The organism is Micromonospora sp. WMMD975 (genome assembly GCF_029581215.1).
Classification (GTDB): Bacteria; Actinomycetota; Actinomycetes; order Mycobacteriales; family Micromonosporaceae; genus Micromonospora.
Map to the genome: position 1 here is coordinate 1,995,203 of NZ_CP120739.1, position 12,845 is coordinate 2,008,047.

Annotated in this window: 10 protein-coding genes; 7 read left to right on the forward strand and 3 right to left on the reverse strand. The window is 72.8% G+C overall.

Annotated features, from left to right (window positions below; genetic code table 11):
* Positions 1 to 92: 92 nt before the first annotated feature.
* Complete coding sequence (locus O7613_RS08415; RefSeq protein ID WP_282293109.1) at positions 93 to 1,490, reverse strand: glycosyltransferase family 4 protein; 1,398 nt, start codon at positions 1,488 to 1,490, stop codon at positions 93 to 95.
* Positions 1,491 to 1,782: 292 nt separating this feature from the next.
* Here O7613_RS08415 and glgX point away from each other — a divergent pair, with 292 nt between their 5' ends.
* The 6 genes from glgX to O7613_RS08445 all read left to right on the forward strand — a co-directional run bounded on the left by glgX (position 1,783) and on the right by O7613_RS08445 (position 10,052).
* Positions 1,783 to 3,903, forward strand: a complete 2,121-nt coding sequence (glgX, locus tag O7613_RS08420) for a glycogen debranching protein GlgX (RefSeq protein ID WP_282293111.1) — start codon at positions 1,783 to 1,785, stop codon at positions 3,901 to 3,903.
* A gap of 2 nt (positions 3,904 to 3,905) precedes the next feature.
* A complete protein-coding gene (gene treY / locus O7613_RS08425) occupies positions 3,906 to 6,206 on the forward strand; it encodes a malto-oligosyltrehalose synthase (RefSeq protein WP_282293113.1) in 2,301 nt (766 codons plus the stop codon).
* A complete protein-coding gene (gene treZ / locus O7613_RS08430) occupies positions 6,203 to 7,936 on the forward strand; it encodes a malto-oligosyltrehalose trehalohydrolase (RefSeq protein WP_281589912.1) in 1,734 nt (577 codons plus the stop codon). Before treY ends, treZ begins: the two co-directional genes overlap by 4 nt.
* A gap of 334 nt (positions 7,937 to 8,270) precedes the next feature.
* Positions 8,271 to 8,576, forward strand: a complete 306-nt coding sequence (locus tag O7613_RS08435) for a hypothetical protein (protein ID WP_282293115.1) — start codon at positions 8,271 to 8,273, stop codon at positions 8,574 to 8,576.
* Positions 8,577 to 8,632: 56 nt separating this feature from the next.
* Positions 8,633 to 9,244 carry a DUF6518 family protein gene (locus tag O7613_RS08440; protein WP_282293117.1) on the forward strand — a complete coding sequence of 204 codons (612 nt, stop codon included), beginning with the start codon at positions 8,633 to 8,635 and terminating at the stop codon, positions 9,242 to 9,244.
* Positions 9,245 to 9,416: 172 nt separating this feature from the next.
* Complete coding sequence (locus O7613_RS08445; protein WP_282293119.1) at positions 9,417 to 10,052, forward strand: hypothetical protein; 636 nt, start codon at positions 9,417 to 9,419, stop codon at positions 10,050 to 10,052.
* Between the two features lie 44 nt (positions 10,053 to 10,096).
* Here the strand turns inward: O7613_RS08445 and O7613_RS08450 are convergent, their stop codons facing one another.
* Entirely contained in the window at positions 10,097 to 11,575 is a 1,479-nt protein-coding gene (locus O7613_RS08450; RefSeq protein ID WP_282293121.1) for a glutamate--cysteine ligase, read from the reverse strand.
* 184 nt (positions 11,576 to 11,759) lie between these two features.
* Here O7613_RS08450 and O7613_RS08455 point away from each other — a divergent pair, with 184 nt between their 5' ends.
* Complete coding sequence (locus tag O7613_RS08455; protein ID WP_282293123.1) at positions 11,760 to 12,113, forward strand: DUF3817 domain-containing protein; 354 nt, start codon at positions 11,760 to 11,762, stop codon at positions 12,111 to 12,113.
* A 47-nt stretch (positions 12,114 to 12,160) separates the two neighbouring features.
* On the opposite strand, the gene O7613_RS08460 is transcribed toward O7613_RS08455, so the two are convergent.
* Positions 12,161 to 12,709 carry a hypothetical protein gene (locus tag O7613_RS08460; protein ID WP_282294508.1) on the reverse strand — a complete coding sequence of 183 codons (549 nt, stop codon included), beginning with the start codon at positions 12,707 to 12,709 and terminating at the stop codon, positions 12,161 to 12,163.
* Positions 12,710 to 12,845 lie beyond the last annotated feature (136 nt).

The window sequence follows — 12,845 nt, forward strand, 5'->3', positions numbered from 1 at the left end:
GCAGGGGTCGGCGGCCTTTCCCGTGCTCCGGAGCGCTGGGGTGTTAAGCGGGGCCCCCGCCTCTACCGGAAGCGTTAAGCGGGGCCCCCGCCTTACCGCAAACCGGCGGCGGTGAGCAGGTTGCCGGCGGGGAGAGCGGGGCGGGTGTGGCCGGCGGCCATGCGCTGTTCGGCGCGGGCGGCGGTGAACGCCGGATCGCCGGCGATGGCGGCGGCGTACGCGGCGGCCGTGCGGGACGCGATCGCCGACCAGGCGTACCTCTCGTGCACCATGGCGCGGGCGCGGCGGGCCAGCGCGCGGGCCCGGTCGGTGTCGGCCAGCACCGCGTGGACCGCCCCGGCGAGCGCCTCCGGGTCCTGCGGGGCGAACGTCATCCCGGTGACGCCCGGCTCGACGATCTCGGCCAGCCCGCCGGTGCGCGACACCGCGAGCGGCGCGCCCGCGGCGGCGCCCTCCAGCGCGACCATGCCGAAGGGCTCGTAGACGCTGGGTACCACGAAGCAGTCCGAGGCGGCCATCACCGCGGGCAGGTCGGTGCCGCCGAGGAAGCCGGGCATGCGCACCGTGTCGCCGAGTCCGAGCCGGCGCACCTCGGCCTCCAGTTCGGCGCGGTACGGGCCGTCGCCGACGATCACCGCGCGTAGCCCGGGGTGCCGGTCCCGCAGCCGGGGCAGCCCGGCCAGCAGGTGTTGCACGCCCTTCTCGTAGACGAGCCGGCCGGCGAAGGTGACGAGCGGGCCGTCGGCGGCGAAGCGGGCCCGGGCGGCGGCGACGGCCGAGGCGGGCGCCCGCCAGCGGTGCGCCTCGACGCCGTTGGGGACCACGTCGACCCGGGACGGTTCCACGCCGAACAGCGCGCCGACCTCGTCGCGCATGTAGCCGGAGCAGACGATCACCCGGCCGGACTCGCCGGTCAGCCAGTGCTCGACGCCGTGGATGGTGCGGTTCATCTCCGCCGGCAGCCAGCCCTGGTGCCGCCCGGCCTCGGTGGCGTGGACGGTGGTCACCAGCGGTACGTCCAGGTGTTCGCGCAGCGTCATCGCGGTGTGCGCGACGAGCCAGTCGTGGGCGTGGATCACGTCGTACGCGCCGGACTGGGCGGCGCGCAGGGCGGCCCGGGTGAGCGTGTGGTTGAACGCCATGGTCCAGGCCAGCAGCGAGTCGGTGGCGAGGGGGAAGCGCACCGGGTCCTCGGCGGCGCGGACGATCCGCACGCCGTCGGCGTACTCCTCCAGGGGCGCGCCCTCGGCGTGCCGGGTGACGACGGTGACCTCGTGCCCGGCGGCGGCCAGGGCGACGGAGAGCGCGTGCACGTGGCGGCCGAGGCCACCGACGAGCACCGGCGGGTACTCCCACGACAGCATCAGGATGCGCCGGGTCCGGGGCGCGCCGCCGGGCTGCGGCGGCGCGGTCGGGCGGGAGGTGAGGGTGGGCCGGTGGAGCCGGTCCGTCGCGGTGGCGGTCTGCGCGCCGACCCGCAGAGAGGTCACGTCGATCTCCGTCCATGCATGGGGGGACACGCCGGCGTCGGTGACGGCGGGGGACAGCGGTGAGGGTGGCCGAACGGCCGGGGTGGACCCGCGCGGGCGCACGTCCGCGGTCCAGGAAAGTGCATCCGGGCCGAACCCGCATCTTGAAATGGACGATCGTGACGGACGACACCCGGGGCGTTCGGGTCTACCGTCCGAACGGGTGGATTGGTGGCGGGTGCGGCGGGGCATCATCGGCGTGTGTGCCGGCCGCCCGTCCGGTGCGCTCATGATCATGGCCCGAAGGAGCGACATGCAGGTCTGGCCGGGCGACAGCTACCCCCTCGGCGCCACCTACGACGGGATGGGCACCAATTTCGCGATCTTCTCCGAGGTGGCGGAGCGGGTCGAGCTGTGCCTGTTCGACGAGTGGGACATCGGCACCGAGCGGCGGGTCGAGCTGCGTGAGGTCGACGCGTACGTCTGGCACGCCTACATTCCGGGAGTCGAGCCGGGTCAGCGCTACGGCTACCGGGTGCACGGGCCGTGGGATCCCGCCATCGGGCTGCGGTGCAACCCGCACAAGCTGTTGCTCGACCCGTACGCGAAGGCGGTCGACGGCGAGGTCGCCTGGGACCCGGCGGTCTACGACTACGAGGTGGGCGGCGACCCGGACCTGATGAACACCGCCGACTCGGCGCCGCACATGCCGAAGTCGGTGGTGGTGAACCCGTACTTCGACTGGGGCAACGACAAGCCGCCGCGCACGCCCTACCACCACTCGGTGATCTACGAGGCGCACGTGCGCGGGTTGACCATGCGGCACCCGGACATCCCGGAGGAACTGCGCGGCACGTACGCGGCGATCGCCTCGCCGGTGATGATCGAGCACTTCCAGCGGCTCGGGGTGACCGCGGTCGAGCTGATGCCGGTGCACGAGTTCGTGCACGACCACCGCCTCGTCGACCTGGGCCTGCGCAACTACTGGGGCTACAACACGATCGGCTTCTTCGCCCCGCACCACGGCTACTCGGCGCTGGGCCGGCTCGGGCAGCAGGTGCAGGAGTTCCGCGGCATGGTCAAGGCGCTGCACGCCGCCGGCATCGAGGTCATCCTCGACGTGGTCTACAACCACACCGCCGAGGGCAACCACCTCGGGCCGTCGCTGAGCTTCAAGGGCATCGACACGCCGAGCTACTACCGGCTGTCGGAGGAGGATCGGCGGTACTTCGTCGACTACACCGGCACCGGCAACAGTCTCAACGTGCGCAGCCCGCACTCGCTCCAACTGATCATGGACTCGCTGCGCTACTGGGTCACCGAGATGCACGTCGACGGTTTCCGGTTCGACCTGGCCGCCACGTTGGCCCGCGAGTTCTACGAGGTGGACCGCCTCTCCACGTTCTTCGAGGTGGTGCAGCAGGACCCGGTGGTCGGCCGGGTGAAGCTGATCGCCGAACCGTGGGACATCGGCCCCGGCGGCTACCAGGTGGGCAACTTCCCGCCGCAGTGGACCGAGTGGAACGGAAAATACCGCGACACCGTACGCGACTTCTGGCGCGGCGAGCCGGCCACGCTCGCCGAGTTCGCGTCCCGCATCTCCGGCTCCGCCGACCTCTACCAGGACGACGGGCGCCGTCCGTTCCACAGCATCAACTTCGTCACCTGCCACGACGGGTTCACGCTCACCGACCTGGTCTCCTACAACGACAAGCACAACGACGCGAACGGCGAGGACAACCGGGACGGGGAGAGCCACAACCGGTCCTGGAACTGCGGCGTCGAGGGCGACACCGACGACCCGGGCGTACGCGCGCTGCGGGAGCGGCAGCGGCGCAACTTCCTGGCCACGCTGATCCTGTCGCAGGGCGTGCCGATGCTCGGGCACGGCGACGAGCTGGGCCGCACCCAGCGCGGCAACAACAACGCCTACTGCCAGGACAGCGAGTTGGCGTGGGTGGACTGGGAGAGGGCGGACGACGAGCTGCTCGCGTTCGTGCGGCGGCTCACCGACTTCCGCAACCGGCACCAGGTGTTCCGCCGCCGCCGGTTCTTCACCGGCCTGCCGGTCGGCGGTCGGGCCGCCGGCTCCGGCCTGCCCGACCTGGCCTGGTACACCCCGGACGGCCGGGAGATGACGGGCGAGGACTGGGGCAACGACTTCGGCCGCTCGGTGGCCCTGTTCGTCAACGGCGACGGCATCCCGGAACGCGGCCAGTACGGCCAGCGCCACCGGGACAGCTCCTTCCTGCTGCTGTTCAACGCGCACGACGCGCCGCTGGACTTCACGCTGCCCGGGGAGGAGTTCGGCCCCGGGTGGGAGCTGGTGATCAGCACCGCGGAACCGGATCCGGAGAAGACGACAGTGGTGGAGGCCGCCGGCACGGTCTGCGTACCGGACCGCTCGCTGCTGGTCCTGGAGAGGACGCCCTGACCATGCCCGACGCCCCCCGCTCGACCTACCGCGTGCAGGTGCGCCCCGGTTTCGACCTGGCCGCCACCGCCGACCTGGCCGACTACCTGGCCGGGCTCGGCGTCACCCACCTCTACACCGCGCCCCTGCTCACCGCCACGCCCGGCTCGCCGCACGGCTACGACGTGGTCGACCACCGCGCGGTCAACCCGGAGCTGGGCGGCGAGGCCGGCCGGCGGCGGCTGGTCCGGGCGCTGCGCGCGGCCGGGCTCGGGCTGGTCGTGGACATCGTGCCCAACCACGCCGGGGTGGCCCGGCCGGCGGCCAACCCGGCCTGGTGGGACGTGCTGCGGCGGGGGCGCGACTCGGCGTACGCGGACTGGTTCGACATCGACTGGGACCGGGGCCGGCTGCTGCTGCCGGTGCTCGCCGACGCCCCCGACGCGCTCGACGACCTCAAGCTCGTCGACGGGGAGCTGCGCTACCACGAGCACCGGTTCCCGGTCGCCGACGGCACCGGCGACGGCACGCCCCGGCAGGTGCACGACCGGCAGCGTTACGAGCTGGTGAACTGGCGGCGCGGCGACACCGAGCTGACGTACCGGCGGTTCTTCGCCGTCTCCGACCTGGCCGGGCTGCGGGTGGAGGACCGGGCCGTCTTCGACGCCACCCACGCGGAGGTCCTGCGCTGGGTCGACGCCGGGGACGTCGACGGCATCCGGGTCGACCACCCGGACGGGCTGCGCGACCCGGCCGGCTACCTGGCCTGGCTGCGCGCCGCCGCGCCGGACCGCTGGCTGGTGGTGGAGAAGATCCTGGAGTACGGCGAGGAACTGCCGGACTGGCCGGTCGACGGCACCACCGGCTATGACGCGCTGGCCGCCGTCAGCGGGCTCTTCGTCGACCCGGACGCCGAACCGGACTTCACCGCGCTCGACGGTCGGCTCACCGGACGGCACACCTCCTGGGCGGACCTGACCCACGCCACCAAGCTGGAAGCCGCCACCCGGCTGCTCGCCGCCGAGCTGACCCGCCTCGCCGCGCTCGTGCCCGAGCTGCCCGGGGAGCAGGTCCGCGCCGCCCTGGCCGAGCTGGCGGCCTGCTACCCGGTCTACCGCGGCTACCCGCCCGAGGGCGCCCGGCACCTCGCCGCCGCCCGCAGCGAGTCCGGCCGCCGCCGCCCGGACCTGACCGGCGTGCTGGACCAGGTCACCGCCCGGCTCCGCGAGCCCGGCCACGAGCTGGCCGCCCGGTTCCCGCAGCTGACCGGCGCGGTGATGGCCAAGGGCGTGGAGGACACCGCCTACTACCGGTGGAGCCGGTTCGTGGCGCTCAACGAGGTGGGCGGCAGCCCCGCCCACTTCGGCGTGCCGCCGGCCGAGCTGCACCGCTTCGCCACCGCCCGCCAGGTGCGCTGGCCGGCGAGCATGACCACGCTCTCCACCCACGACACCAAGCGCGGCGAGGACGTCCGCGCCCGGCTGGCCGTGCTGAGCGAGATGCCGGGCCGCTGGGCCGAGCGGGTCGCCGACTGGATGTCCCGGGCGCCGCTGGCCGACCCCGCGCTGGCCCACCTGCTCTGGCAGACCGCCGTCGGGGCCTGGCCGATCGAGCGGGACCGGCTGCACGGGTACGCCGAGAAGGCCGCCCGGGAGGCGTCGGTCAGCACGAGCTGGGCCAACCCGGACCCGGCCTTCGAGCACGAGATGCACGCCCTGGTCGACCGGATGTACGACGACCCGGAGCTGCACGCCCAGATCACCGCGTTCGCCGCCGAGATCACCCCGGCCGGCTGGTCCAACGCGCTCGGGCAGAAACTGGTCCAGCTCGCCATGCCCGGCGTGCCCGACACCTACCAGGGCACCGAGCTGTGGGAGAACTCGCTCGTCGACCCGGACAACCGCCGCCCGGTCGACTTCGCCGTACGCCGGAAGGTGCTGGCCCGGCTCGACGCCGGCTGGCGGCCCGCGGTGGCCGCCGACGGAGCGGCCAAGCTGCTCGTGGTGTCCCGGACGCTGCGGCTGCGCCGCGACCGCCCGGACCTGTTCGGCGGCTACCGGCCGGTGCCGGCGCGCGGCCCGGCCGCCGCGCACGCGGTGGCGTTCGACCGGGGCGGCGCGGTAGCAGTGGCGACCCGGCTGCCGCTGCGGCTGGCCCGCGCCGGCGGCTGGCGGGACACCACCCTGTCACTGCCCGTTCACGAGTGTGCCGACTTGTTCACCGGACGGGTCTACAGTGGTGCTGAGCTGCTCCTGGATGATCTGCTGAGCACCTATCCCGTCGCCCTCCTCGCGCCCATCGACTTTGTGGAGGCCGCCGCATGACCGAGTTCACGGTGTGGGCGCCCGAGGCCGCCCGGGTACGGCTGCGCCTGCCCGGCGTCGCCGACCACGAGCTGCGTCCGGGGCGGGACGGCTGGTGGCGGGTCGAGGCGCCCGACGCCGGGCCGGGCACCGACTACGCCTTCCTGCTCGACGACGACGAGCAGGCGTTGCCCGACCCCCGGTCGGCCTGGCAGCCGGCCGGCGTGCACGGACCCAGCCGGGTGTACGACCAGTCGGCGTTCGCCTGGACCGACCGCGCCTGGACCGGCCGGCAACTGCCCGGCAGCGTCCTCTACGAGCTGCACGTCGGCACGTTCACCCCGGAGGGCACGTTCGACGCCGCGATCGCCCGGCTCGACCACCTGGTCGACCTCGGTGTCGACCTGGTCGAGCTGCTGCCGGTCAACGCGTTCAACGGCGAGCACAACTGGGGCTACGACGGGGTCTGCTGGTATGCGCCGCACGAGCCCTACGGCGGGCCGGACGGCCTGAAGCGGTTCGTCGACGCCGCCCACGCCAAGGGCCTGGGGGTGATCCTCGACGTCGTCTACAACCATTTCGGGCCCTCCGGGGCCTACGCGCCGCGATTCGCGCCCTACCTCGCCGAGCAGAGCAACACCTGGGGCCGCACGGTCAACCTGGACGGCCCGCACTCCGACGGCGTACGCCGTTACATCGTCGACAGCGTGCGGATGTGGCTGCGCGACTACCATGTCGACGGGCTGCGGCTGGACGCCGTGCACGCCATGCCGGACGGCCGTGCCACCCACTGGCTGGCGGAGGTGGCCGCCGAGGTCGAGGCGCTGTCCACGGCCCTGGGCCGGCCGCTGTCGCTGATCGCCGAGTCCGACCTGAACGATCCGACGCTGATCACCCCGCGCGAGGCCGGCGGCTACGGCCTGCACGCCCAGTGGAACGACGACGCCCACCACGCCCTGCACACGCTGCTCACCGGCGAGCGGCAGGGCTACTACGCCGACTTCGGCTCGCTGGAGTGCCTCACCGACGTGCTGACCGGCGCGTTCTTCCACGCCGGCACCTGGTCCAGCTTCCGCAACCGCAGCCACGGCCGCGCGGTGGACCGCCAGCGCACGCCCGGCCACCGGTTCGTCGCGTACCTCCAGAACCACGACCAGATCGGCAACCGGGCCACCGGCGACCGGATCTCCGCCACGCTTTCGGCCGGGATGCTGCGGGTCGGCGCCACGCTGCTGATGACCGCGCCGTTCACCCCGATGCTGTTCATGGGGGAGGAGTGGGCCGCGACCACGCCGTGGCAGTTCTTCACCAGCCATCCCGAGCCGGAGCTGGCGGTGGCGGTCGCCACCGGCCGCCGACGGGAGTTCGCCGCGCACGGGTGGGCCACCGACGACGTGCCCGACCCGCAGGACCCGCAGACGTTCACGCGGTCCCGGCTCGACTGGGCCGAACTGGACAAACCCGAGCACCGCGAGATGTACGAGTTCCACCGGCGGCTGATCGCGCTGCGCAAGTCCCGACCCGACCTGTCCGACCCCCGGCTGCACCGGGTGGAGGTGCGTCACGGCGACCAGTTCCTGGTGATGCGGCGCGGCGACACGCTCGTGGTGGCCAACCTGGCCGACCGGCCGCAGCGGGTCAACCTGCCCGGGGTGGTGCGTCGGGTGCTGCTCGCCACCTCCGAGGGCGTCACCGTGATGCGCGACGGCCTCCAACTGCCCGCCGAGAGCGCGGCGATCGTGTCGCTCTGAGCCTCGCGGCTGCGGCGCGGCTTCCTGTTCGCCGATCCGGCTGCGCCGGTCGGACCATTGAGGTTCGGGCCCTGCGTCAACGTGCGTGACCAGGTGTCGGGCGGCTCGCCGCGGGCCGGCGAGGTCGTTGACGCCCTGCCTACAAACTTGATGTCGTGAACGACTCACGCCCGGTGCCACCCACCCACCCACCCACCCACTCCCGGGGCCGTGATCATGAAGTTGGCGGCATCGGCGGAGATCAACACTGCCGTCAACTTCATGATCACGGCATTGAGGGTGTTTGTGGGGTGGGGGTGGTCTTTGGGGGACGGCTCGAATATTTGGAGGGTGCATGTCCGACGAACTGTGGGGGCTCGCGCACGCCGAGCGGGCCGCCCTCGCCGACGACCTGGCCGGACTCGACGCGGCCCCAGTGGGCGCGGCGCTCGCTGTGCGGCCGGTGGACGGTGGAGGAGGTGGTCGCGCACCTGACCGCGGCGGCGAGCCTCGGCCGGGTCCGCTGGCTGGCGAGCGTGCTGGGCGCCCGGTTCGACTTCGACAGGCCCGGGACTTCACGGTGGCCGGGCGGGTCGCGTACTGCGACGACCTCAGCGGGCCCGGCCTGCCCACCCTGCGGGAGCGCTGCGTGCCGGCCTGACCGTGTTGCCAGGGCCCGCCGTCGCGCGGAAGGGCATACTGAGTATGCTCGCGGACATGCCACCCGCCCGTCACGTCCTGGCGCTCGTCGCCCCCGTCGCCGGTTTCCTGCTCGGCTTCCTCGACTTCGTCTGGATCACGCGGGTGCCGTACCCGTTCGCCGAGCTCGGCAACTCCACCGCCACCTGGGCGGTCGCCGCGTTCGCGCTCGGCTGGTGGGCCGGGGCCGGCGCGCTGCGGGCGGCCGTGGCGGGCGTGGTCCTGCTCGTCGTCGCCGTGCCCAGCTACTACCTGGCGGCGACGCTCCTCCAGGGCGACGACCTGGCCGTCATCTGGGCGCCCAGTTCGCTGGTCTGGATGGCGTCCGGCGTGCTCGCGGGCGTGGTGTTCGGCGTCGCCGGCGTCTGGGCGCGGTCGGCCGGGTGGCGGCGGGTGGTGGCGATCGCGCTGCCGGCGGCCGTGTTCGTCGAGGAGGCGCTGCGTTTCGCCGGCCGGGCCCGGACCGGCTACTACCCCGGGGCGTGGTGGAACGTGGCCATCGACCTCGGGCTCGCCGCGCTGGTGGTGGTGCTGGTCGGCCGCTCCGCCCGGGTGCGACTGCAGGCGGCGGTGGTGGCGCTCCCGCTCGCCGCCTTGGGCGCGGTGGCGTTCGGCGCTGTCGGCGGTTGACCTTAACCCGGCCCGGAGGGTACGCGCAGGACAGGCGATGGTATGCCGGTTATTCCGGATATGGAGGGCGTTGTCGATTACTTAGCGTGGTCGGATCGCCGGTAATGCCGGGTCGCGATGTTACTTACCGTATGGAGGTCATTTCGACAGCTACCTGAACAGGAGCACAACCATGTCCGAGCACAACAGACCCTGGCGGCACGCCATGACGGCCCTCGCCCTCTGCGGCGCCGCCGCGGTCGTGGTGGTCGCCCCCGCCACCCCGGCCTCCGCCGCCGTCCCCGGCCTGGTGCGGATCTCCGCGGTCAGCGCGAACAACTCGAACGACTTCCGGACGGTCACCGCGACCTGCCCGGCGGGCAAGGTCCTCGTCGGCACCGGCTACGAGCTCAACGGCGCGACGGGCGAAGCGGTCGTGGACGACCTGCGGCCCAACGGCGGCGCGGCCACCGCGCCCACCGCGGTGACCGTGGGGGCGTACGAGGCGGACGCGTTCGCCGGTAACTGGAGCGTCACCGCGTACGCGATCTGCGCCAACCCGATCGCCGGGCTGGTCCGGACCACGGTGACCGGCCCGAGCAACTCCAACGACTTCCACAGCACGGTCGCGACCTGCGCGGCCGGCAAAGTCCTCACCGGGGCCGGCTACGAACTCAACGGCGCGACGGGCGAGGCGGTGGTCGACGACTTCCGGCCCAACGGGAGCAGCGTCACGGCACCCACCTCGATCACGTCGGGCGCCTACGAGGAGGACGCCTTCGCCGGCAACTGGACCCTGACGTCGTACGCGATCTGCGCGACCGCGTAACCCGCGGCGCGGATGCGGGCCGTCCCCGGGCGGGGGCGGCCCGCTCAGGGGATCGGCCACTCGTGCACCGGACGGTTGCTGTGCATCAGGTCGACGTAGTGGCGGACCACCTCGCGCAGCGCGGCCGGCCGGTCCAGGTGGTCGGCGGACTCCAGTCGGTGCAGCGTCTCCACCTGCCAGGTCGCGCCGTTGCGGCCGGTCAGGCAGCGCTGCTCGATGATGCCGAGCAGCCGGTCCCGCTCGGCCGGGTCCAGACCCCACCGGTCCAGCCCGTGATGGGCCATCGGCAGCAGCCGGCGCAGCACCAACTCGGTCACCGGCAGGTAGCCCAACCCGGGCCAGAACACCTGGGCGTCGATGCCGTGCCGGGCGCACACGTTGAAGTTCTCCTCGGCGGCGCTGAACGACATCTGCGACCACAGCGGACGGTCCGACTCGGCGAGCGCCCGGACCAGGCCGAAGTAGAACGCGCCGTTCGCCACCGTGTCCACCACCGTCGGGCCCGCCGGCAGCACCCGATTCTCCACCCGCAGGTGCGGTCGGCCACGCAGCACGTCGTAGACCGGCCGGTTCCAGCGGTAGATGGTGCCGTTGTGCAGGCGCAGCTCGGCGAGCTTCGGTACGCCGCCGCTCGCGAGCGTCGCCGCCGGATCCTCCGGGTCGCACACCGGCAGTAGCGCCGGGAAGTAGCGGACGTTCTCCTCGAACAGGTCGAACACCGACGTGATCCAGCGTTCCCCGAACCACACCCGCGGGCGTACCCCCTGGGCTTTGATCTCCTCCGCCCGGGTGTCCGTGGCCTGCTGGAACAGCGGGACGCGGGTCTCCCGCCACAACTCCCGGCCGAAGAACAGCGGCGCGTTCGCGCCGAGCGCCACCTGGATGCCGGCGATCGCCTGGGCCGCGTTCCAGTAGTCGGCGAACTGCGGCGGACTGACCTGGAGGTGGAACTGCGTGCTGGTGCAGGCCGCCTCCGGCGTGATTGAGTCGGCGGTGGTGGCCAGCCGCTCCACCCCACTGATCGAGATCGGCAGGTCCTCACCGCGGGCGGCCAGGATCTGCTCGTTGAGCAGCGCGTACCGGGGGTTCGTGGAGAGCGTGTCGGCGGTCAGGTGCGCCGGGCGCAACGTCGGCAGGATGCCGATCATCACCATGTGCGCGCCCACCGTACGGGCCTTGGCCTCGGCCGCGTTGAGGCTGGCCCGGACGTGCTCCTCGAACTCGGCCGTGCCGGCGCCGGCCAGCCGGCGCGGCGCGACGTTGATCTCCACGTTGAACCGCCCCAGCTCGGTCTGGAACGCCTCGTCGGCGATCGCCTCCAGCGCGTCGGCGTTGCGCATGGCCGGGTCGAAGCTGTCGTCGACCAGGTTCAGCTCGATCTCCAGCCCGGTCATCGGCCGCTCCACGTCGAACCGGGACTCCCGCAGCATCTCGGCGAAGACGTCCAGGCACCGCCGGACCTTCTCCCGGTAGCGGGCCCGATCCTCCCGGCTGAAGGTGCGTACACCGACGTCCTCGCCCATGGTCACCACCCTGTCACCGTTGGTTTCCCGCAACCTGTACCCCATCCCGCCCTCGCCAACGCCTGCGGTGCAAGGAGGGGCCCCTTGTTAACGCCTGGGGTATAGGCGGGGCCCCCTTTTAATAACACCCGGTCGGAGGCCGGCCGGCTACCATGGCCGCCGACGGCGACTCCGGGAGTGGTTGATGCGCGACGGGTGGATTCGGGCGTTCGTGGTGGCGGCCGTCGCCGAGGCATGCTCCTGGGCGGCGCTGCTGGCCGGCATGGCCGTCAAGTACGGTCCGCCGCGCAACGAGATCGGCGTGCAGGTGTTCGGCCCGATCCACGGCGCGCTCTTCGTGGCGTACGGGCTGCTGGTCCTCGTGGTGGCGCGGCGCTGTCGCTGGTCGCTGGTGCAGACCGGGCTGGCGCTGGCCAGTTCCGTGCCGCCGTTCGCGACGGTGGTGTTCGAGCGCTGGGCCCGCCGCCGCGGCCTGCTCTCCGCCGCCGTTTCCGCTCCCGCCGCCGCCGAGCCTCCGCGCGTCGGCGTCGGTGGTTAAGAGGGGCCCCCGCCTATACCGGAGGCGTTAAAAGGGGCCCCCGCCTTTCACGTCAACGCGGAGCAGGCGGCCACGGTGAGCAGCAAGAGGGCGCCCAGGGTCGCCTGGAGCAGCAGCGCCGGGCCCAGGTGCGACCAGAGCGTCGCGGTACGCGGGGTGAGCAACTGCCCGGTGGTCAGGTTGACGATCCGCTCGATCCGGGGCGGCAGGTCCGGGTCGCGCTGCGCCCGCAGTGTGAGCTGGACGTGGTCGCCCGGGTGCAGGGCGCTCTGCGGCAGGTGCCCGTGCAGCTCCACCTCGACCAGCCGGTCGGCGGTGTCGCGTACCCGCACCGGGGTCACCAGGAACTCGGGCCCCTTCTTCAACTCCTTGAAGCTGCGCTTCGCGCCCCCGCCGCCGCTGCTGAGCAACGCGCGGACCACCCGCAGCAGCAGCCCCACCACGCCCGCGGCGGTCAGCACCGCGACCAGCACGGGCTGGCCCACCCGTACCTCCCGGGCGTAGCCCTCCATGAACCGGACCATGCGCCCGGTGACGATGCGTTCCGTCGGACGGGCCACGCGTCGGGTGTGCAGCTCCGTGTCCATCTTCACCACCCAGAGTTCCGTTCCGTGCACAGATGGTATCGATCCTTCGGGTTGAACGACGTGAATGAACGGCGGTCACGCACCGGCGCGCGGAAGGTGACATCGGCCGGGGCGCGGGTATGCGTGCGGCCGAGCTGGAAAGGGG